The sequence below is a fragment of the Paenibacillus sp. EB106-05-06-XG162 genome (assembly GCF_058791655.1).
The window spans coordinates 104,967-128,698 of sequence record NZ_JBYTDT010000013.1 but is presented as its reverse complement, the minus strand read 5'-3'; the positions used below and the strand labels follow the sequence as shown (position 1 = coordinate 128,698).

Annotated in this window: 17 protein-coding genes and 1 pseudogene; 1 reads left to right on the top strand and 17 read right to left on the bottom strand. The window is 37.7% G+C overall.

Annotation, left to right across the window (positions count from 1 at the left end; translation table 11 throughout):
- Positions 1 to 551: 551 nt before the first annotated feature.
- The 17 genes and pseudogenes from AC3WU2_RS23110 to AC3WU2_RS23030 all read right to left on the bottom strand — a co-directional run bounded on the left by AC3WU2_RS23110 (position 552) and on the right by AC3WU2_RS23030 (position 22,127).
- Positions 552 to 791, bottom strand: coding sequence for a helix-turn-helix domain-containing protein (locus AC3WU2_RS23110; protein ID WP_492457350.1), 240 nt, complete (start codon positions 789 to 791; stop codon positions 552 to 554).
- A gap of 255 nt (positions 792 to 1,046) precedes the next feature.
- Positions 1,047 to 1,574 (bottom strand): alpha/beta hydrolase family protein, encoded by a 528-nt coding sequence (locus AC3WU2_RS23105; RefSeq protein WP_492457349.1) that lies wholly within the window; start codon positions 1,572 to 1,574, stop codon positions 1,047 to 1,049.
- 439 nt (positions 1,575 to 2,013) lie between these two features.
- Positions 2,014 to 2,445 carry a hypothetical protein gene (locus tag AC3WU2_RS23100; RefSeq protein ID WP_492457348.1) on the bottom strand — a complete coding sequence of 144 codons (432 nt, stop codon included), beginning with the start codon at positions 2,443 to 2,445 and terminating at the stop codon, positions 2,014 to 2,016.
- A 22-nt stretch (positions 2,446 to 2,467) separates the two neighbouring features.
- Positions 2,468 to 7,060, bottom strand: a complete 4,593-nt coding sequence (locus AC3WU2_RS23095) for an RHS repeat domain-containing protein (protein WP_492457347.1) — start codon at positions 7,058 to 7,060, stop codon at positions 2,468 to 2,470.
- A gap of 2,307 nt (positions 7,061 to 9,367) precedes the next feature.
- Positions 9,368 to 9,613, bottom strand: a complete 246-nt coding sequence (locus AC3WU2_RS23090) for a hypothetical protein (RefSeq protein ID WP_492457346.1) — start codon at positions 9,611 to 9,613, stop codon at positions 9,368 to 9,370.
- Positions 9,614 to 9,726: 113 nt separating this feature from the next.
- A complete protein-coding gene (locus tag AC3WU2_RS23085; RefSeq protein ID WP_492457388.1) occupies positions 9,727 to 10,284 on the bottom strand; it encodes a protein kinase domain-containing protein in 558 nt (185 codons plus the stop codon).
- Positions 10,224 to 10,571 (bottom strand): hypothetical protein, encoded by a 348-nt coding sequence (locus tag AC3WU2_RS23080; RefSeq protein ID WP_492457345.1) that lies wholly within the window; start codon positions 10,569 to 10,571, stop codon positions 10,224 to 10,226. The genes AC3WU2_RS23085 and AC3WU2_RS23080 overlap by 61 nt, the downstream gene beginning before the upstream one ends.
- Positions 10,572 to 11,196: 625 nt before the next feature.
- Positions 11,197 to 11,415: pseudogene (locus AC3WU2_RS23075) on the bottom strand (YolD-like family protein); the annotation flags it as partial.
- 106 nt (positions 11,416 to 11,521) lie between these two features.
- Positions 11,522 to 12,781 carry a DNA polymerase IV gene (locus AC3WU2_RS23070; protein WP_492457344.1) on the bottom strand — a complete coding sequence of 420 codons (1,260 nt, stop codon included), beginning with the start codon at positions 12,779 to 12,781 and terminating at the stop codon, positions 11,522 to 11,524.
- A gap of 438 nt (positions 12,782 to 13,219) precedes the next feature.
- Positions 13,220 to 14,137 carry a hypothetical protein gene (locus AC3WU2_RS23065; RefSeq protein WP_492457343.1) on the bottom strand — a complete coding sequence of 306 codons (918 nt, stop codon included), beginning with the start codon at positions 14,135 to 14,137 and terminating at the stop codon, positions 13,220 to 13,222.
- A 116-nt stretch (positions 14,138 to 14,253) separates the two neighbouring features.
- Complete coding sequence (locus tag AC3WU2_RS23060) at positions 14,254 to 14,757, bottom strand: hypothetical protein (RefSeq protein WP_492457342.1); 504 nt, start codon at positions 14,755 to 14,757, stop codon at positions 14,254 to 14,256.
- 3 nt (positions 14,758 to 14,760) lie between these two features.
- Positions 14,761 to 16,110: a M23 family metallopeptidase gene (locus AC3WU2_RS23055; protein ID WP_492457341.1), complete on the bottom strand. Its 1,350-nt coding sequence runs from the start codon at positions 16,108 to 16,110 to the stop codon at positions 14,761 to 14,763.
- Between the two features lie 55 nt (positions 16,111 to 16,165).
- Positions 16,166 to 18,400 carry a hypothetical protein gene (locus tag AC3WU2_RS23050; RefSeq protein WP_492457340.1) on the bottom strand — a complete coding sequence of 745 codons (2,235 nt, stop codon included), beginning with the start codon at positions 18,398 to 18,400 and terminating at the stop codon, positions 16,166 to 16,168.
- Between the two features lie 4 nt (positions 18,401 to 18,404).
- Positions 18,405 to 20,510 (bottom strand): VirB4 family type IV secretion system protein, encoded by a 2,106-nt coding sequence (locus AC3WU2_RS23045; protein WP_492457339.1) that lies wholly within the window; start codon positions 20,508 to 20,510, stop codon positions 18,405 to 18,407.
- On the bottom strand, positions 20,494 to 21,360 hold the full coding sequence (locus AC3WU2_RS23040) for a hypothetical protein (protein WP_492457338.1): 867 nt from the start codon (positions 21,358 to 21,360) through the stop codon (positions 20,494 to 20,496). The genes AC3WU2_RS23045 and AC3WU2_RS23040 overlap by 17 nt, the downstream gene beginning before the upstream one ends.
- 1 nt (position 21,361) lies before the next feature.
- Positions 21,362 to 21,673 (bottom strand): hypothetical protein, encoded by a 312-nt coding sequence (locus AC3WU2_RS23035; RefSeq protein ID WP_492457337.1) that lies wholly within the window; start codon positions 21,671 to 21,673, stop codon positions 21,362 to 21,364.
- A gap of 55 nt (positions 21,674 to 21,728) precedes the next feature.
- Entirely contained in the window at positions 21,729 to 22,127 is a 399-nt protein-coding gene (locus tag AC3WU2_RS23030; protein ID WP_492457336.1) for a hypothetical protein, read from the bottom strand.
- A gap of 232 nt (positions 22,128 to 22,359) precedes the next feature.
- On the opposite strand from AC3WU2_RS23030, the gene AC3WU2_RS23025 reads away from it, so the two are divergent.
- Entirely contained in the window at positions 22,360 to 23,070 is a 711-nt protein-coding gene (locus tag AC3WU2_RS23025) for a hypothetical protein (RefSeq protein ID WP_492457335.1), read from the top strand.
- The last annotated feature ends 662 nt before the right edge of the window (positions 23,071 to 23,732 follow it).

The following is a 23,732-nucleotide window of genomic DNA, read 5'->3' as shown; positions in this document are numbered from 1 at the left end:
CGTATGTGAGACAGGGATCAAAACACCTTGGAAGTATGATGCCAGTCGTCGAAACTCAATCGGCGACTGGTTATTTTGTTTTGACTAGGTCAGTAACATAGATTAGGTAGAAATCATCCATATTTGCATCCGAAACGTTGGTAGCACTGACAACCTGTGGGCTATGAAGCCATCGCATCAAGAAAAGAATGAGCTTTTTGGAATGATCCAACGGCTAAGTGGGCTATGAATGATACAATAGCTTAGGATTGTAGATTAAGTTATTAAAATCAAAATATTACGATTTCATTAAAATCAAAGTTATTAAATCTATTAAGAGAAGAAACAATGTGATTGTGACACAACAAGCCACCATACGAATATAGATATATCAATAGATAAGACTGATTTAGTGACATATGTACAAAATAACAGTTGTAAATATGAAATTACATCATCGTTAAGCTATGGCACCAATGACTAGAAGTAGAGCGTTAACTGATGGAACACCTTCAGATTTAAGTCCCGAATATATTATATGGACAACGTGCTTTTTTTTTCGCTAGGTAGGTCTAATTAATAGATAAGACTGATTTAGTGACATATGTACAAAATACAACTTTTGTGCAGTAGTACGTTAAAGTGATAAATATAAAGCCTTGCATCCACTTCTTAATAATTCGATCTTTGTCATGAATGTTAAGCTGTTTTGTAATTTTAGGATAGCTCCAACCTTCTTCAAGACGTAACCTTAATGCCTCTAGTTTTAATGACTCCGGATAATATTTAAACTTCTGTCCTTTTACTGCCATAAAAATGCACCCCCTAGAATTTCATCGGATAAACCAGGGGTTTATTCCAATGTCTATTCTAAGGGGTGCACTTCACATGATAACATAAGGTCTTTTTTGAGTGTCTACTTAGGGGATAATACAATCTTGACCAATTATTCACACGTGGTCTTTTTTTGAAATTTATTTTCCAGTAAATGGTTCACCTCTCGCCAACAATGTAAGTTCATCGTACAAATGTGTTCTTTGTCAACTAGAACTATGAGGCCCTTTTATTCATTTTACATGTAGTTTCAACAATAAAAACTTGCAGATGATACTTAGAGAATTAATCAACACATCGTTAGAAAACTCATGACCTTCATTTTCTATTCTATAATAGATATGCTTCTTTCTATTAAGCCGTAACCATTCCACAAGCTGATCCGATTCTTCAACTGATACTCGAGTGTCTTGAACTCCGTGAAAAAGCTGTATTGCACAATCAATATTATGTATATGCGAAATAGGAGACCTCTCTTTTAAAAATTCTAAGTCTTCAATAGGATCACCCAGCCAATGTTTAATAATTGGCTTCCAGTGAAATGGAACATTCCTTGCGAATTTAATTAAGTCACTTGGTGCATTAATTACTGACGCGCATGCCCATTTAATAGGTAACCTTGTAATAGCACTTAGAGCGACAAAGCCACCGTAACTATGCCCAAATACCCCTATATTGATATTTTTATTACCTAAGGTAATGGTTTTTACAAGCAAATCAATATCTGCAATGTCCTTTCCTCCCCAGTCTCGATAAATCAAGCTTTGAACGCCAAAGGGGAAATGGCTTCGAAATGAACAATTTGGGGTTTTTGTCCTAACTAAATTCCAAACATCAACTGAACATAACATTTCAATCAAGTTTATAGAATCAGATCGTTGACTTCGAGCCAACTGGACGTGGCGGACGTTCTACTTACAAGTTTTATCCAAAATTCTGTTCACCGAACAATGAGTCCTACCAGCCGAAACAGTGGATGTCAGTTTGGATCTACTCATTTCCACAACCAAATTGATGTAAATCCCATCAGGATTATATGTCGCCATGTATTCTTTCTATTTGCTTTTCTGCTTAGTTGCGTCCCGTATCCAACAGCGCCCTCTTTATCGATCGATACATGTTCTTGTCCCTCTACTGACATAAAATGAGACCAACCAAGTTTAAAGTTTTGGTTGGTCTCAAATAATAATTTGTAATAACTCAAGGATGCTCTCTTGTTTCTGAATATTGATCAACAATTAAATCGGCTTTATCTTCAGCTTCTTCTTCAAGAAATGGTTTATCATTAATCCACTGTTGGTAGTGGATCAATTCATGTGCAAAAGAAACAAGATAAGAAGCTAAAGCGTTGTCTCTACCACGTTGTGAATCTAATTCTTCAAAATCTCCAGTCGCAATTCGAATATAAGGCTCATCACTTTTATTAAATGGTGCAAAAAATGATGCTGAAACTTTTTCTTTTGATTTAGTTATTATATAGCAATTATTTTTCAAATAAACTACAACTCTAATAGGAAACTCCATATTACCCCTAATCCAACTTGCAAACTCTAAGCATGCTCTTCTTACTTCTGGATTTACACCTGGCAGACTTCGTACCCTTAAACCAGTTCTATTTTTCTTATTATCCACGACGATCGTAACCCCCTATGACTTAATATTTACTATGTCCTTTTCTTGAAGGAGTGTGTTTCTTCATCGGTCTATTCGTGTTTTTATTAGGATTAGACTTCCAATTTTTGCTACTCTTTTTCCCTTCGTTGACCTCCCTGCCCTGTTTTTTTCTATTCGCTCTACCGATTGGTTCATTATCAGAACTTTGATTGTTTTTAACGTATTGATAAGCAGCTTTAATTCCGTATCCAACAGCTATACCAGCAGCTACTGCTGCTGTAACACCAAGAGCTACTTCACCTACCCCAGGTATAAAAAAGACAGCTGCAGCCCATGCAAAATTTCCATCTGGATCCACATTATTTACAGGGTCATTATTTCCATAAACATATAAGTTCGCATTTAATGGTTCAACTGCATCTTGGCTGAGAAACCGTCCATCTACGGGATCATAATAGCGGTTAATCAGATAGTACAAACCAACTTCATTATCGAAATAATAACCACTATAAGTAAATGGATTATAAAGCGTACCTGTTTTGCTTATTAAGTTACCCCACGGATCATATGAATAGGTAGCCACAATGCTACCGCTTGAATCCGTAAGACCTACTACATTCCCGTGTGCATCATAATTATAATAATAAGTATTTCCATTTTGGGACTGACTAACACGTCTTCCTAATGAGTCATAAGAATAAGTGATGGTCGAATTTGTCAAAACATTAGTTTCAGCAATAAGTGCACCTATTGTGTCATCATATTGATATTGATACTGACTTTGAATAGCCCCTGCATTATTTTGAGCAATTTTTTGTATTCTTTGTCCTTTCGCATTATAGAAGAAGCTAACTGTACTACCATCCAAATTTGTTATTTTTGTAACCTTTCCATCAGTATTCCATTCATAATGAGTGCTACCATTATCGGTTAGCTCTCCTTTTGTATTATAAACGTAATTTTCGCTTCCGTCGGATCCACTTCGACTTGTTAACTGATTCAAATTATTATAGATATAGCTTGTAGATCCGCTTGGGGATGTTTTTGTTAGCCGATTTCCTACAGCATCATACGTATAACTGGTGGTTCCCGTACTATCTGTATATTCTTTCAACCTCTCTGCTTCGTCATATGAATAACTAACTGTCACATTATTCTTATCCGTAACAGATGTTATTCGCCCATTATCATCTAAACTATAAGAATAATCGAATATTGTAGTAGAACCTTTTGTAACTTGAAGGCCTGTTAATCGATTTGCCTTATCATAGGACATTGATTGTAGAATACCATCTGCTCCGGTTCGTTGAATAGAAGTTATTCTTCCATTCAAATCATAACCATAATCCTCAATCACATTCGATGTTGCACTATCTTTTACTTGTTTTAATTGATTCGATGCATCATACGTAAATTGAAGACCTCTTCCCCACTGAACTTGTGGAGACCATGCCGTGAGGTTTTGATTATTATCGTATTGATAGTTTATTTGTTGCGCTGATTGCACTGTTTGTGACTGAATATCATTTGTTGCTGTATGGTTGTAATCAGTATTATTTGTAACTCCATCAACAGTATCTATTACGTTTTGAATATTACCATTGGCATCATAAGAAGGAGTGTACACAAGCTCAGGAGTAGCAGTTGGCGAGACTTTCTCATCCATATTCTTCATTTCATCAACCCAATTATACTGATAATCGGTCACGTGGCCATTTGGTTCAGTTACTTTTGTTAAGTTATCTGCCGAGTCATATTCCATAATAGTTGAATGATTTGCGTCGTCGACCAAAGAGACTTGGTTAATTCCATTTGTATCATACCCATAATATGTTTTGTGGTTATTCGCATCTGTCGTAGAAGTGCGGTTTCCATAAGCATCATAGGTATACGTTGTTTTCTGCAATGATGGATTTGTTATTGTCAACAAATCGCCCACATTATTATAGTCATAAGTAGTTAGATGATTTAAGGCGTCTGTATAACTTGTAATATTGCTAAAGTCATCATAGGTAGACATTTCTTTATGGTTTTCAGCATCTGTTGTACTTGTCACATTTCCATTACTATCATACGTATTCACTGTAGTATTGTTTGATGGGTCTATAATTTGCAATGGATTATAATTTCCATCCATAGTAAATGTTGTCGATCTCAATAGAGGATCGGTTATTTTGGTTACAACATAATTGGAATTGGAACTATAGGTTGTTTTATTCCCATTGCGATCTGTTGCAGTCGAAAGATAGTTAGTTAAATCATAATTATAAGTTGTACCAGGTCTTGTGGAAAGGTCGGCATTTACACCATCACCAGAAGGTTCCTGAACTTTTTGTAATACATCCGCATTGTAAGTGAAATCGGTTTTTCGACCTTTAGGGTCGATTATAGTAACCAAATGATGATTAGTGTCGTAAATAAATTGAGTTCGACGATAATTATTAGCATCTACATAGACATCCACAGTAGATAAGTTTCCAGATGCATCATACCCATAATTAATTATTCGACCAGCGAAATCCATAATTTGCGAGATACGTCCAGAGCTGTAATACGTTAAGGTTGCCTGACGCCCAGTCGGATCTGTAATACTTACTAATTGATTTGAAGTATTATATCCATAGGTAATTTGATTACCGTGACGATCCACTTCATTCTGGAGATTACCAATATAAACGTCACTTTTATCATTGTATATTTTATTGAAATGCAGCCTTAATCCGTTTTTATAAGTAAGATCATAACCTGTTATATATCCGTTGCCATCAACGGTACGAATTAATTTAAGGTACGTACCAGGGGGAGCAGTATATGTTCCTGTCGACGAATTGAAAGTAAATTCATGCGTCGTACCATCGCTATCGGTGTACAACGCTTTACTTCGATCTATTCTTTCTACTATAGTTTGAGCCCCTGTGTAGGACCATCCATACCCCATTGGAGAATCATTTACGGACTTTGAATTGTAGAAACGAGTAAAATCGATCCCCATTCCTCCGCGTCCTTTTAAATCCATATCTGTATACCGGACAATATTATTTCCGGTAGTCATGTTGGTATAACTCTGACCACCCACTAAATTATGTGTGTCATATGTCCAAAAGTTCTCTAGTCCAAGCCTACTTCCAGGGTAATAGGTGACTGCTAACATTGGTAGATATGCAGTATCAACTGAATTATCACTTGAAATGAACTTTTTATAGGTATTTGTCGTTTCTGAGTTACTTTTTAACAATACGCCATTATTACCTGATGAGATCCACTTATTGATCAAATTAGTCAGATCCCATTTGTAATTTACACCAAGGTCAGTAAGGTAGCTGATGTCTGGGTAAGTGTCAGTTGGTGTAGAAACATAATCCCCACCTTTATTTGTCCACGCTGTTGTTGAATCAGCATTATTCCAAGTTGCATTGGTTTCGGACCAAGGCTTGTTTACTTCATGTGCTTCAATACCAATTTCGGTATTATTAGATACGCTGGCTAGCCACAAATTAAGTTTTGCACTTAAAATATTTGCTCCAGCAGGAATCGCAGATAAATTGAATTTTAGCAGAGAACGAATGACGTTAGTCTGGTTAATATCTTTATACAATCCAACTCCAATCGTTGATTCAGTTCCAGCAGTTTGTGTAGGGAAGTAACTGCGAATATTTGTGTCATTTCCAGCAGTTGCGTCAGGCTTAATCATAATAATTGTAGGATCTATGGTAACTGGGTATTTCCGTTGTGGATCATCCAGCCATGTACGATCCGGAAGTATGTCTACATAATAATTCGAACCTCGTTTGACCAAGTTCATTTTAACGTCATATGAGCGAGAACCCTCTGGGACATCATCAATATCCGAATTTTTAGAATATCCATCGGGAACTTTTGAATCATACATGTATGGTTTTTCTATATAAAATTCAGATTTATTAGTCTTGGTATTTATTATGTCAATTCGGTCATCTTGACCTTTTACCAATTTAAGTCCTTTAACGTTAAATTTAAAAGAATATTTTACAGGGGATGAGTTTAGAGGCTTTTGTTGAAGAATAATATCTTCTTTTACTTTTCGATCTCCAACGGTATAACGTAAATCTGTTTTGTCATAGATTCCATTGTAGGACAGCTTGTTTTTTGAATAATTTGCATTGACGGCTAGTTGATTCGTTACAAAATCATTTGGAACGACATTTGAGATGTTTACTGGATCCATCGATATAGACATACCTTTTATATCTACTTTTACGAGATTACTTGACTTACTATTCTTTTGGAATTGTACCTTGAAATCATTAGCCTTGTTTTCAAGAACATTGTCAGTAGAGTTGTTAATCAAGTTATCATCAATAGGCATCCATTGATTTGAGCTTTTATAATGAATTGGGTCTTGATAAATCTCAGTTGTAAACGTTCCATCAGAATTTAAAAATGTTTTGGAGTTTTCTGTTCTTTGGTTCTCTAATTCTGTTTTATTTTTATTTTTTGTAAATTTTGCTCCCTCACTTAAATTCTCGGACTGCTTTGCATCAACAACTGAATTATTGAAATGTGACGGCAAAAAAGTACAAACGATTGCAACGATGATTGTTAATATTAATGATTTTCTTAAAAGACTATATCGTTGACCCAATATGAAATTCACTTTCATTCCTCCGTAAACTCAATCTAAAATTTGTGCAAGTAAAATCGTATAAGAAAAAAGGCAACCTAAGTAAATTCTATTGTTATCTCACACTCACCTCACCGTATAATAGTATTCAAGACCAGCCATAACCCAATAATTGTAATAGAAGGATCTAAAAGTCTTTAATGAGTATAAATCTTAATCAGAAAATAGTTAAGATTATAAATTTTCCCAATAATACTAGGGATTGACGGTCGTCCAACGAAGCAGGCCGCGGAAACTTTGTCTACATCCGAACCATGACCTCTGCAGTTTAAGTTTTATTCTTGTAAATATGCTCGTATGGAGCAGAATAGAAAGAACACTTGACATTTGGAAAAGCCACAAATAAATAGAAGGTACATTTTATAGGATTTTACTTCAAAATTACAGGTTGTTTCCCAAAAAATACACCACAAAACCTAAGTTTCGTTATTTGTCACTTAGCGAATGTGCCGATGCTTCCATCTTGCGTACCCTATAGATCTATTTTACTTATTCCTTACTGATATGGACCCGCTGTCATAGGACACTTCACATGATTACAGTTAAACTAAGTTCGTATGCACAATTCTGTTTTCTAGAGTTATAAGAAGAGGCTTGCCTTTTCACGGAATAAGCAAGGAATCAGAGACAATATTTACAGGAGAGTATGCTTTTGGGACGTTTCATTATTCAGGCTTCTCCCTTCTCTACAAGTCATACAACCCCCATTTGCTCGAAAACGGACAATTTCCACTATTGAACTCCCATTTTTTTATTTAGGTTCATTTGCAACTTAACAACGTGACAATGTAGGTAACTTTGTGTAAATAACAATAATGTAGGGACTTTTGTGCATTTATCTTTGACACAAATGTTTCTACAAAAAAAAAAAGAAAAGCCCGATTAACAAGCTTTTCTCGAATAAGTTATTTAGGCCCATTTGTGTCATTAGACATATAATGTTACACGTTATATTTAGCAAATAAGTTGACTATAAAATGATGTACTTCACATTGCTGACTGACTATAGTCTACAAATCGCTTAAGCTTATACCCATCTTCAATAAGCTTAATTGAAGTGTACCCTTCCTTCATCGATTATGATTGAATTAGGTGCATTATTTGTGTCTAATGAAGAATCAACAGGACAACTTTAATCTCCGAAAATGAAGAACTTTTTCGTTGCCCGATATGTTCGCAACCCATGGGAATGGTTCATTTATAGAATTGCTAACACTTGAAAGTTCAGTGCATGAGGTTCATCGTAGCAGATCTGCGCTAAACAATAATAAAAAAGGGTTGCAATTCGGAAGTTCCGTTTGTAAACCCTAAGTGATGCAGCAGCAGTAGCTGCTGGTATAGCTGTTGGATACGGAATTCCGCGCTAGGGTATTCGCCGAGCTGCTGGACGGTGTTTCTACGAAGAATTTTATCAGACCTACTCCTCGACAGCAAAACAAGGTAATGTTCGCTGCCGGGATCAAGCGCTGACTAACTTGTGTGTTCTTTCTTTGCCTGACGATATACAAATGCAAACTGCATAGCCAGATGCCGATTCATCGGCTCGCCGTGGAAGCGATCGTAAACAGGGTCATCCTGCAGGTCGCCAAATACCTTCTTCAGAGCAATGAATATGGCATCAATGTCTACAGTTCGAAGGAAGAAGACGGAAAAAAACAATGGGTACTGATTTTACTGAAGTGCCTTTATCATTAAATATTGGTGAACCATTCAGCACCCATAAATCCAATTGAAGAAGCAGCATAAACAGTGTAACTATTACCACCGGAAACATTCCATGAGATTTTATCGCTCGCTTCTGTGTGACTCTGAGGTTGGTCAGCTGCAAATGCTTGGTTTCCAAACAGTATTGCAGAAAGCGACTGGGCCAATACTGCTGCAACGTGATTGTGCCAATGGAAAATTATCAGAGAGTCAAATTACACTCTGATAGTAAAACGAGCCTCTAGAGGGATTCTAGTGGCTCGTTTTATAAAATAATTCAGAAGTCTGAAGATTAGAAATACTTACTCTTTCTGCAGAACACCTAGGACGCTAGCCGGGTTCCGTACAGTTCAAACACTTCCAAGGAAGCTTGCTGAAGATCGCTCCGCGCCGCCGGTCCGCATCCAGGAGTGCAGACATAGGAATGTTTGCAATTGGATCATCTGCTTCCAATTTCGAAGCAACCCCTTCATTTTCGTCTAATCCTTTAACCTCTTTGCATCATTGAGGTGTGAATTGAGAATACGATCGCAGATTTGCTTTTAGCGGTTTTTTCGGTGTTAGAGCAAGAATTATCTAGCCGTGCTGATCAATGAATGTATCAACACTATTCATACCAGAACCATCGAGGTAACCCACGAGCTCCATATATAGATCTAAATAGTCGTTTTTCCTTTTCATCCGCCTTATATAACCGTCCATTTCCTTCATAGCGCCATACTGGTTTCCATCATACGACCACTCATATGCAGCAAGAAACAACTTTCTGCGAAGTTGCATTCCACTTGCTTTATCGAACAATTCAAGCAAACGTTCTGTCACCGTAGTGCATTTCTTGAAGTCCCAATATGGTTGTTGCCGAAAGGATGCGAACAAGTCCATGTAGATGTCATAAAATAGCCCAAGAGATTGATCGTCTTGGTGAGGAATGTGTTCTATAACACTAGCTGTTCCACTATGTAAAACTTCAAAAACCCTAGGAGACTTCCGTTGGCTAAAGTTGCGACCAGCTCAGTCATGCCGATCTGAGAGCCATTGTACTTTGTGATGGAATCTTCTATTGATAACTTGGAAGAAATCAGGCTTAAGCGCATTCGATTGAAGATCTCCATGTTAAGTGCTTCAACCTGGGACTGCAGCTCGGTCAAAAGGACAAGCCCTCGATACCGCAGGCCATCAAAATTGGTGATCGTCCCGACTGGCGGATGTTCTTTCTTCTCCATAAAGTAGATCACACGGCCAAGTGCAAAGATATCATAGTGAAATGTAGGCTCCTCCTTCCCCTCCTTATGCAGATCGCACATATACCGCATAGAACCCATCAATTCCTGACTATATGCACTTGTTTTGATGAAGTTATTCACCAGTGGCTTACATACACCTAGATCCGATATCTTCGGCACACCGCTAACCATAAGCACATTCGCCGGTTTTAGATCCCGATGAATGATCTGATTCTCATGTTCATGCAAGCACGCGAGGCCCGAAGCAATTCCATCGATAATTCGGTCAACTTCTTCATCTGAAAGCTCATTTTTAGAACGTATTCCTCCAAATCACAGTCAGCTTTCTCCATGATGTATGAAGCTCCCTCGATTTCATATACCCGAATAATATTTGGATGACTAATGCTCTTAAGAATCTCGTACTCCCTCTGGAACCGCGCCAAGTTCTTCTCGGTGAACTGCTCCTCCTTTAGTTCTTTCTTCACGCAATCGATTCCTTGATGTTGAATTGGTGTAACATTTGAATACGTACCATTCTTTGTCCAATTTCTCACGATGTATCCGCCTCTCTTTGTTGCGACTGGTTTAAGACCGATTTCTGCACAAATTAACAGTGGCCATGTTATGCCAATTTCTGATTGTTTATCTTCATCATCGGCCCTACGAATAAAAAACGTTAATAGCTCTTGCCAATGCTCTACCATATCCATGCCTACTAATTTGCATCGGATTTTTTGATCGGAATAAGCATCTAACAGAACATCTAGCATCAGGAATGACCGCACCTAAATAAAAAACCGCCTTCTAAAGGCGGTGACATTTGGGTCCCTGGCTGTCTTGCTATTGATATTGTGCTCCCAGTTACACCAACCCTCCAGAAGCAACCAGGGACATGATAATAACGATTATGCACATTGGCACCAACCCTTTCGTAATGACAAGCGGAAGCAGTATAGCGATAACGGTGCTCTGTAAACCTGATAGAAGGTTATTTAGCACGACATTCTCACTTAGCTGAATCGAGATTTTGGAGAGTACAGGGCTCGAACCCATTCCTTTAACAATCATGATTAGAAAATATATTTTATATGGAAGTTAATTCCTTGTCAATATCAAGTGTCGTACGTCCTTATCCCTTCTTAACCTTACGATCTTGGGATTCGAGTGAAGTGATCCATTTTAACTAACCCCCAAAATGTCTTTGAAAAAAATATCTTTGAATCCATTGGTTATCTTAAGTCGAATCATCTTCTGGTGCTGATCCATTTGTATTACAATCCCAGAAATATCCGTATTCTTATGTGGGTTGAATATAATCAAATTGATTTCGGTTTCGTAGGTGTAGGAGTCACCTATCGCGGCTACGATCTGTTCTACCTCCTGCTGATCTAAATCCTCTCTCTCATGTTTCTAACGCTCTTCTGCACGTTCTCTAATAGCCTCACGGTGTTGTGGTAGTGTTAACCTGTTTGATTCCCAAAACCATTATTAGTAAGTTTCTTGCTCACTTATAATGACCTCCTATTCGTTTTGATCGATCTAACGCTTGACCTGCATTTGTAAGTGAAGATGCACGCACTATTGCCGTACTCCCAAATCGATCTTTAATTTGATCTGTAACTTTATCAATGGCCCGAGCTTTCGGCTGATCCTCAAACAATGTTAATTGATACGTCTGATCATCTGTAAGGGCGCTCAGCATTACTCCGGCACGGCGAACAGGCATCTTATCCCAGTATTTATAAAATATCGTTTTAACTGCATCAAATACTTTATTCGTATTGTTTGTGGGATCTGACATCTTCATTTGCCGAGAGAATCCAGTCGGTGATTCATAAGGGCTGCACATGCAGCTGACAGTTACAACTGATCCCATATAACCTTTTTTTCGACAATCACGACATACTTCCTCCGTAAGCTCCCTTAAAATAACGTTCACTTCTGTTGAGTCAGAATAGTCTCTGGGTAAAGTCATCATATGCCCCACCGACTTCGGAGCAGCGTTGAAAGTACCTGGTGTTACCTGACTATTATCTAACCCATTAGCTGTACGCCACATAACCTCTGCATGAATGTCAGATTGCTTTCCAAAGCGGGCTCGAAACTTATCTTTGAGTACAGGGAGTGGCGTACGTGCAACGTCACCTATCGTTGTCATACCTAGCTTTGCAAAGTGTGCAGTCATCCTGGAACCTACACCAAACATTTTATCAACTGGTTGTGGCCAAAGTACTCGTTCAACATCTTCTTGATTAAGTACAAATATTCCGGTTTTATTTTTCTTGGCCCAGATATCCGTAGCTATTTTCGAGAGCATCTTATTTGAAGAAATTCCAATCCGAACACGTACTCCTGTTTGTTCCATTACCTTCCGTTGTATTGCTTGAGCGATATAGATAGGGTCTCCGCCGAACAGTTTTAGAGATCCAGACAAATCTAAAAATTGTTCATCTACACTAAAGGGTTCTACAAGGTCAGTAAATCTTTCGTATATGTCAGTAATTTCTAGTGAAACATCGATATAACGTTGCATCCTTGGGCGCATGATAACAAGATTCGGACATTTCCGTAACGCTTCCCCTAGACGTTCTGCAGTAGATACACCATAACTTTTGGCAATTGGGCAAGCCGCTAGTATAATTCCAGACCTACGTTCTGGATTACCCGCAACTGCAAGAGGTTTATTTTTATATTGGGGATGGTCCGCTTTTTCAACACTTGCGTAAAAGCTTTCGCAGTCAGCAAGAAATATGACTTTATTCATAATAATTAACACAACCCTTCATAAACTAATGGGGTAAAAAGCAATGCAATATTTAGACAATCGTATCAACTGGAACATTTGTTCTTATATTATAGGACAAATGGAAACAGTTATGCAAAGTATTTTTAAAGCAGTTTCGATATGCTGCCCCATTACCCCGCACGAAACAGGAATCAGCTCCGTCCAGTTATTAACGAAGCAGCTCTGCATAAACTAGTCGCGCTGTACAGACGGGCACAAAACGTTCAGTACCCGACACTTTGTTAAAAAAATACATCAAACAAAAAAAAAATCATATAATAATCTTGAAAATGTGCTGAAGAGGGGTCTTTTTCGTAACTCTGAAATGGGACCACCTGACCATCTTTTCAATTTATTACTATACTTCTAAATATAAAAAAATCCCCTTCTTTAAGAGGAGATTTCATTATTTCATAACTAATTTATATACTCTTCTATTGCTTGATTAATAGCTTCATCAAAGCTATCGATCTGATTTTTTTTTGCAAATTCTAGAATAAGATCTATGCATTTTGAAGAAAGATTAACATTCATTTTTTGATACTTTGTACGAAGAACTATTTTACCGTTAAATACAACATCCCCTGAGATTAGAAACAATCTCAATATTTCGAAATCGGTTTTTGTTCCTTTTACAAGACCACTTCTCGCCCTAACTTTATAAACAGTATTAAATTTATACACTTTGACATTATTAACTCCAAGCTCTCGTATCAAGGTATTAATTGACTTCATAAAGAACAAAAAATTTTCATCTAATGAACAACATTTAAACAAAATTACTCCAGGATCTTTGTTATATTTAACTTCTTTAGGACGTTTCACATTCTCTTTTATGACCAATTTTTCAGGGATATGATGTTCTCCATTAATCCAGAGTTCAACTGGCTCGACTTGAATCACAAACGCATTTCCATAATCCGTACAGATCTCATCAAATAGAATTAACCCATTTGCATAAACTTCAACTGATTTTCCTTGTTCTTTTTTCCGCTTTATCCTTTGAGCATTCTTCTTATAGTGGTTTAATTCATCAATACGAAACATGCGTCGCTTCTGTTTCCCATAGTCTACTAATTCACTATTTATATTCCCTGTCCTGGCTTCATTGTTTAAATGGGATATTGAAACATTTAGCATATGTGCAGCTTCTCTTAAAGGAACCTTATCTCTGTACCATTCTTTAAATCGAGTTACTTCATTGAGTTGAAAAACTATGTCATCATTTTCCGACTTAGAAGGATTTATATACAAATTTTTAATCCATGAGTCAACATCCGACTCGAATACTTGCATTGCTTCCGCAAGTTCTCTCTTCGTATAAGTCCTCTTCATCCTCTGTTTTCAAGCCTCCTTTCCCAAAAAATCTAACAATATTATTCGAAAAGTTAAATGTAAATCCTACTTTATAACTATTTTCCTTAAATTGTAACAAAGAAAACTATTTACCTTCAAGCAATTAAATTTATATCTTCAATATAGTATTGTTTTGAAACAGAATGCTCATCATATCCCTCAACAATAGTGAACTTATATTTTTTATTTGAACCTTCTATTAAATATATATTAATAGTACAATCAAAACGATTTCTCATTTGTTGAGGTAACTTTAGGTCAAAAGACTTTAACTTTGTTGGCTCAAATAATCGAACAAAATTTTGTATGGATTCCTCTGGTGAACCACCCCCACTATCAATAATATCTAACATGTAATTTGGTTCGATAAAATAACTTGCAAATTCTAAATCATTATTATTTATAGCCTCTATAAAATTTGTAATTACTTCTCTAATAGTTTCTGGCCGAGATAATTCCCCTACGAGAGGACCTTCTTCATCAGTTTGAATTGATGAAGAGATTTTTACGTCTTTTGTATCATACATCCTCGGAATTAATATGATTCCCATTATAATTAATATCCATGCAACACTAATGTAAAATAATATTTTTTTCATATTTTATCTTGCCCCCTTCAGATACAGCAGAGGGTCAAATACTTTTGATCCACTTCTTACTTCAAAATGCAAATGTATTCCGGTAGAGTTCCCAGTTGTCCCCATAGTCCCTATAACTTGGCCTTGTTTAACTAAATCACCTTTCTTAAATTTTAAACTTCCTGTACTCATATGTGCATATTGAGAAATCAAACCATTTGAATGTATTATTTGTACTTCGTTCCCATAACCATTATTTGTATTGGAAGATTTCAAGACTTTACCATCGCCTACCGCAAAAATAGAACAACCACTCGTTTTACATTTTGCATCCGAAATATCAATTCCTTTATGCAACTTTGTTCTATTTTTAGTTATAGGATCAATTCTGTAACCATAACGAGATGTAATACGAGTTACACTAGTTGGCCAAATAAATTCTCCATCTGTTGAAGGTGCCCATGGTGATTCTTCTATTGTGTCATCACCTAGTGGTCCGCTATCAATATATCCCTGGATTTCTATCAAACCTTTCTCGTCTGAGGCAATAATATTCGCTACCAGATCTCGATCCCCCTCTGAAAAGTCAAAAAACTCCATACAATCATCAAATTTTGTAAAATCAAGTGTTATTTTAGGTGGATCAGAAACCCATTCTCTTTTTTCTATTGTAATCGAAGTAGAAGATCCATCCCCTCCACCTGCACTGTATGATTCTGTTGAAGTCACAAGATGATAATTATACTCATAAATTTTGTTCCAGGTATGGGCCCAAGTAACTACTTCTTTTCGATTTGTTTCAGTACGGGTATCAGAACTTGTCTCCGACTGTGCACCACCATTCTTAGAAACTATTTTTGTAGTTGTTGTAGTAGTTATAGTAGTATCTTCAAAAACTTTATAAGTAATATCTGGCACTAACATTTTAGCTATTTTTTTAGGTTCTACCTCATCAAATTCTAGTTCATTAATTGTAATTCTTACATTATCAATTGCTTGAATTACAATATTTAAAGGACGATACAATTCTTCTTTTGCAGTTTCAACTACGGCTGCTGTATAGCGTTCCTGTAATTCTTGAGCTGTGACTGGGCTATCGTCTGATAGGAAACCAAACGTAGCACTTAACATAATAAGAGCGCCTCCAACTAAAATAATAGCAAAAAAACTAATTATACCAGTTGTACCTATAAACGAACCAATTACTAGTAACAACTTAATCATGAGCTTTTTAAATATTAATAACAATATCTTTCCTACTTTTAATAGTGCTCTCTTGACCAACTTTTTGGATTGCTTCTTTACTGCTTTTCCTAGTTTTGCCCCTGCACCTTTTAATACGCTGCTTAAATCTCCTTGTGAAAACCCACTCATTGCATACCCTCCACCAAACAATCATAAAAGAGAGCCGCAAAGGACTCTCCTACCACTACTTTTGTATTCTTGTATTAATAGGAGTAGATGGCATATTCTTAACACTCGGGTTATACATGCTTCTACGTCGAATATCTACATGATTGGCTTGACGACCTTTGTCAATAAACTGATAAGGATCTATAGTTTTTCCATGATACTCCACTGCTTTTCCTTCAGATGTATAACTCATTGCCGGCATAGGAACTGAGTATCCTCCCCCTGCTTGCATAACCGGTGATGACATTGGAGCAGAGATAACAGATTGACTCGAACCATGCTCTTGCATTATTGGAGTCGAACTTGAATTAGGAGGAGTAGACTGAGGTCCCATTCCTTGCATTACTGGTCGAAAAGCAAATGGTTGACCATTTTCTTTGCCCACATTAAAAGCTCTAACAACAGTTTGACCAGTTTCTAGTGTTGGGTTACCACGACCTATGTTACCCATGCGTTGATAGCCACCATCAGGTCCTTTCTTTGCAAGAAAACTGCCATTTTTATCTTCAACCGTATATACTTGTTCGCCATGATTAAAATCAGATGTACTGAGTGGTCTTCCTTTGTTTAGATAATTGGCAAATTTTTCACCCATCTCAAAACCTCTGGTACCTCCAATAACTGCACCAATTGCACCGTACGTACTTTCTGTATTAGCTTTTCTGATAGCAGGGTCAAAAGAAGAAGCGACTCCACCTTTCAATCCACGTACTGCAGCTTTTGGAAATGAAACTCCTTGTTGTGCGTTTACTGATTGTCCACTATTTGTAAGGTCAATATCTGCTCCTTCCTTCGCTTGAGAAGGATTCATATGTTCTCTTGTATTTTGTACCCAATTTTTCGCTCCTACTCCGGCACCTGCTGCAAGTGCTCCCGCACGTGAACCCGCCGCTTGTCCGACTCTAGCAGCAGCTTCTCCTCCAAGAACAGATCCAGCTGCTCCTCCAAACCCCATACCGACCAATGAACCACCAAAACGCATCGCATTACTTCCAACATTTCCTCCAATACGTTGGCCTGCTTTGATAACTCCTGCAAGCTTGCTAGTCGCTGATGTAGACCCACTAGCAGTAGAAACACCGCCTCCATATTGCTTTGAATGATTATTTTGTTGTTGATAGTTACTCATATCTGGAGCACCGTTACGTGCAGTTTGAATCATGCGCCCCATATTCAACATTGCGCCTGCTCCAGCTAGCGTGCCAGCCATTGCGAGCTTTCCCCCAGAGTTACTTGTAGCACCGAAAATAAAACGTATGGATTCAGATATCGGAATAAATAGTGACATTAGAACAAGCACTTGGAACCAGGTCATTTGGTTTTGATCAAATAACGAGAAAAATATCCAAAACAGCACCGCATGGATAGCTTGAGCAATGATTTGTGACCATAGTTCAACCATGGCAGTGGTCGTTATCCCTTGCAGTGTGGGATAGAACAACATAGATATCCATAATGGTGCTAAAATCAGTAATATCGTGATCATTACAAATCGTTGTAAATAAAATACTTCCCACCAAATAGATATACCTTTCGTAGCTAAACCAACGATAACTTGGCCAAATCCGCTTTGATCATCTGCAAACTTCTCAAGCTCAATACGCCCGTCTACACCAGGTCTTGAAGTACCAACATTAGGGCTATAATCACTTAGATTAACCGGCGACTTTAAATCTAAATATGTTAAATTTACAAAATAGTCGTTAACTTTAAAGACGCTTCCGACGACAGTAAAAAAGTTCAAAAGCAAAATGGATGCGATAAAGCATTTTACTGTCAAGTCTACTAGATCAACCTTCATCGTTGAAGAAATCCGACTAAATGAAAAGAAAACACCTGATTTCACTACTGCTGTAACAATAAGGGCCATTACTATTAATGAAAAAAGGACATAGCCTCGTTTAATAACTGAACTGAATTGAGTTTGTGAATAAAGTCCGTAGACAGATTTATCGCATTTTTCATCTGAGGAACATGAATTGTAAAAAACATGATCCCCTGGTTCATGAATACCACCGAGTGTATTAATTAATATTTCAAATGGCCAAACAAGGACCTTTTCGTACCATGGCGATGAATTTTTCGGTTTATCTTCTTGTTTATCCGGTTGCTTTTCATTACTCGGTTGGTTAGTCTGAGCCATTTGGACACTATTTGTCTTAGAATTAATGTCAGCAGCTAAGACTTGTTCATAAGGGGACATCACTAGGAACATAAGTATAAAAGCCATTATTCCTAACAATCTGCGCATAATTTTATACTACCTCCTCTACAAAAGCAGGATGAGCTTCTTCAATTTCAGGCATAAGACCATTTTGAATCAAATATTCAGGGTCTGTATCAATGAATTTTCTCATTTCATCAGAAACAGTAACCTTTACATAAGCGGAGCTGCCACCAACCCTAAGTACCCCCTCACCTTTTGATTGGTCTTTTTCACTCTCCGGAGCTCTTCGACAAATGATATCTAACTCACCCTCGGATAAATTAAATATAGATTTTAGCTGCATTTTCTCATCGTATGAAATTTGACCAATCCTTAAAAATAAGGCGGTTGTTGCATTTTTTATCAGCGCAATACCATTAGGGTCATCTAAGAAGGGAGATAAATCTTGAGTAATGATATCGGCTCCACCGTTATATTTCCTGGATCGTCTTGCTAAATCTTCGACAAATTCCATTGCACCTGGTACACGTTTCATCCTCCAGGCTTCCTCTATTTTCAATCTTTTACGGAATTTTCGAAGAGATGGACGCTTAATAAAATATTCCCATCCTAGAGTAGTCAAAACATGCATCACGGTATCGTAAATATCTGAGCCTTCAATTGGTTTAATATTAAAGTTAATCCATCGAACATTATCTAGCATATTATCAACAGGTTTTCCATCGCCGAAATTAGTTTGGCCGTCGATTAATTTCCCATCAGGGTAATCGCGCAAAAATCCACGTAATACCTGTAACACCCTTCCTGCGTATGGATCCGTAAGTGTCTCATATTCATAGGTTTCATGATTATATCCAGTAGTGCTGTTTTTCAAAATTTGAATATAGACATCCGACAAAGTAATCTCGCGCTTCCTTACACGCTTGTACTCAATACTTCCATTTTCTCCGCGAACTGCATATTTTTCATTTTCATATAGAGATTCAGGATCCTTTGTAATATTAAAGAGCATAAACGTATCGTTTAAGGCCTTTTTGATAACTTGTTTTTCCTCGGATGTCATATTCCCAATTAATTTTCCATAGAACTTTAAAAGCTGACCGATTTTCGAACCAAGTGGAACGATAACTCTCGTGACTTTTCTACCATTTGGTTGAGTAATTTCGATTTCTTCTTCTGAAATTGCCAAAGGATTAATACAAATTTCTCCACCCTCTCTTACTTCAATTTCGCGTCCGCCCATTAACCGACAAATAGGTCCGTTCTCTCCATCCGGGTCGATTGAAAATACACGATAACCAAGCAATACTTGTGAGCTTGTAATAAACTTATTAGAAAACGATTTTCCGCTTCCCGATGCCCCTACTATTAGTGAAGAGTAGTTATCTAAATACGGTGCAAATACATTCAAGAACTCCATAGTGTACGTATGTTTATTCACCCCAACTGGAACTCCACCTGTGAATGGAATTCGGGATGAATAAAAAGGACATGCTGCTACTAATGCAGTTCGATCAAAAAAACGTCTATCTCCCCGCTCAGTCAAACGATTATTCCCAATCGGTAAAGTAGACAACCAACCCGCACGCTGTCGATTGTATAATACTCGTAAGTTATGATCATTTCCGATCAGATCATCTTGAAGAATCATTCCAATATGGTCCAATGTTCGTTCATCAGGTGCATATATTGTCGCCACACAAGTTCCTAAGAATCCATCGTTAAATCCATCTGAAATCTCATCTAAAAGTCGATTTGCTGCATTAATGGATTTAGCTGCTTCATTAGCCTCAATATCATTTCCGGATTTAGCCATACTCTGAAGCCTTGCTCCCTCATCGGTTGCTGCATTTTTATATGCCTTAACCGATTGGCTTTTAGTAAGCTTTGTAATATAAAATGTTACATTCACAGCTCCAGCTCGATAAAGAGTATCTAACTGCCCAGTCGTAAGAGTAGTGTTTCCAAATTCTAAAATGAACGTTCTAAAAGGGTACTCGCTAATGGCACCTTCTGATTGGTATCCAATGTCCCTACGATTTAAAGGGATTTCATGTCCATTCAATGCAATTAAATCAAAGTAACTTCGTGAATCAACGCTGTGAACATCGGCTGAATGTTCTACCTTTTTTTTATTGTTTTTATTTGTTTTCTCGACTTTTTTCTTCCTTTTATTCTTAATCCAACTTATCATCTGTCTCTCCTTCTTCCTCCATATGACGGTATGAATTCTTGCTATAATCACTCATAACAAACGGTGAAAGTGCATGTTCAGCTTCGAGAATATTCCTAATTTCTTTCAAATTTCCGTTTTTCTTATGAGTGGCAAAATATAGTGCTTCAATTATCTGTGGTTTCAAACAAACTTCAGCTAATCCACCCATAAAAGAATAATTAGACATAACGTTGGATGACAAACGAGTAAATTCGTTTTTAACTTTTACAATAAGCGTCTCTTCATCAAAGTCAGCAACCATTCGCGGAGAATAATCTATCATTATGAGAATGTAGCGATCATAATCGAATTCCTCGACCGACTTCTGCCAATCTTCCATAAATGGAAAAAATAATGTCTGAGCATAGTGTTGAGCAATATGATCCAATTCAGGAAATGTGTCTTGATAAGGTCTTATCTGATCAATCAATTCAATGGGTCTTGATGTAATATTAGTTGCTATTCGAACCTCACGTCCTGGCCCAAGAGATATGCTAGCGAGCATGCGTTCATAAGCCTTGTCTGTTTCTTCTTGTTCTTGCAACGCACGAAGAGCATAATTGATGGGCTCACATTTTATTGCACCAACAAAGGTTCTGACACCTTGATCATCAGTTTCTAATTCAATAAGATTGGTATGCATTTGTTTAATTCCAAGTTGTCCCTGATATGGACCTGTAATTTCAGCAGTCTTATTTACTCGTTCTCTTTCATTTGTCTTAATTTTCTTCTTATTACCAATTCCAGGGATGATAGGTTTATTTGATATTGCCCGATACATAATAAAACCAATAACCCCCAAGGAAACGTACATAATTATGTCCCACATTCTATTTCCTCCAAACCCCGGATTGTTTTTTATGCTTTAGGTAATACCTTAAATGTCGATCCATATAATGTCCGGTATGACTGTTTTTAATAAATGAAAAAGCAATTCCAGGAATGAGTAGTGGTGTGCACAAAAACCAAAGAACAACATTCACAGCAAAAGAAAAATCGTCTGAATATATCCATTGACAAACCTGTAAAAACACCAATATCGAAACGCAACAATATGCTGCTTGACGCCAAGATATTGTCCAATCCCAGACCTTTACGGGTCTCCTTTCTTTTTCAGTATCAAAAGGCATTAATGTTCTCATTGATATTCCCCCTTAGCAAACACCCCCTACTATGTTTTGTAGGGGGTGTTTGTTATTATTGACCTACAAAATAATTAGCCAGCATAGGTGCTTTCGCAATAGCTACAATAGCAATACATGCACATGCCATTGAAGCTATTCCCATTGCACGACGGGAAGGATTTCCAAGAGATACACCCAGAAGGATTGCACCAAGTACAATACCAAAAACTGCAATCAAAGCACCAATAACTCGAATGTTTGTAATCCAGTCTTTAACAAGATCAGTGACATCACTGATGCTACCAGATCCATTGCCATCTAGTTTAACGCTATCTTTGAAGCTGTCTCCTGTCCCTGTTTTAGCATAAGCTACCATAGTACCCGTTTCAGAGGTGTCAAAGAACATGGTCCCCCCTAAAAGAAGGGTAAAGACAAAAAATACCGAGATTAACCTTTTGATTTGAACTACCATTAATTTCTTTCCTCCCTAACTCAAACAAAAAAAAGACGCAAGAAAACCATATTGGTTTTCTGCGTCTTTCGCTTGAGTTTAATTTAATTTTCGTATTAAGTATATCGAACATTCCATTATATTTCAATATAAGACTAAAAGAATAGGTTACCAAAAAGATAATAGAAAAATATTGAATATTAGTAAATAATTAACTATAATGAATATATATCCTTCAGTGAGGTGACTTCATATGCTAGATTCAATATTCAACTTATTTACCATAAAAAATGGATCAGAGTGGTATTTACTCTACATTGCCATATTCGTCTTTTTACTTTATGAATTAATATGGCATACCCCTCGATTATTCCTGCTATTTGGAATTCAAATATGTTTCATGGGAGTTATGTTCTTACCTCTGTTTTTCTTTGCTCCATATTTCCACGATTGGTTAATGTCTTTAGGCATCATTAGCTACCGTTGGGAATATCATGATTCAAGGTTAATTACATATGGAGTATTTTATATTTCTTTTTTCATTATTCTTATTCTAGGTTTTGCCTATACAGCTATTAAAAGATTATCAAAAGTTGATGATAGCTTCTTTCAATTGCAACAAAGAAAGAATCCTAATCCAATTCACTATAATAAATTGGATAGACAATTAATTGTTCGTTATCGTGAACATACATTTGAAGAGTTTAAAGGTTTGATGAATGTAAATGATTTCAAAAAAGTAATTGATACCATATCTGATGAACGCGCGAGAAGAATGGCAATGGCGTGGATTGTGTCTGGCCTACCTTACGATCGGGCTGTTCATATAGCTAATATGGATAAAGACACACAGTTTGCGCTTTACCGCTTCAATACATATAAAGAAATCGAAGAACGTATGAAAATAACAATACCAAGTTATAACGGTCCTTTAAGTGTATGGAGTGACTCAGAACTTCAATGAATGATCTAAACAGATAGTTTCCGCCACGCCCTCTTGCACCTTCCTTAAGATCTACAGTAGTAGTAAATAATGCTCTTTCGCTTCCAAAATACAGGAAGTCGGAGGAGCTTATTTAGCAAAAACTTTCCCAAACAGCGTGTCAATCGCGCCAAACACGGCGTCTCCGGAAGGACAACCAGGAGCGCGGGAGCTGTTTCCCCGCACAACCGGCCACCGCAGACGCTAGCGTGCCGATCGCACCGAACCGGCGCTTCCGAAAGAATAACCAGAAGCGTGAGAGCTACTGCTTCACCGCGCAGCTGACCACTGCAGATGCTAGCGTGCCGATCGCGCCGAACCGGCACTTCCGAAAGAACAACCAGAAGCGTGAGAGCTGCTGCTTCGCCGCGCAGCTGGCGCCGTCGACGCTAGCGTGCCGATCGCGCCGAACCAGCGCTTCCGAAAAGACAACCAGAAGCGCGGGAGCCGCAGCTTCCACGCTCAGCTGGCCACCGCCGACGCTAGCATGCCGATCGCGCCGAACCGACACTTCCGAAAGAACAACCAGAAGCGTGGGAGCTGCTGCTTCGCCGCGCAGCTGTCGCCGCCGACGCAAGCGTGCCGATCGCGCCGAACCGGCGCTTCCGAAAAGACAACCAGTAGCGCGGGAGCCGCAGTTTCCA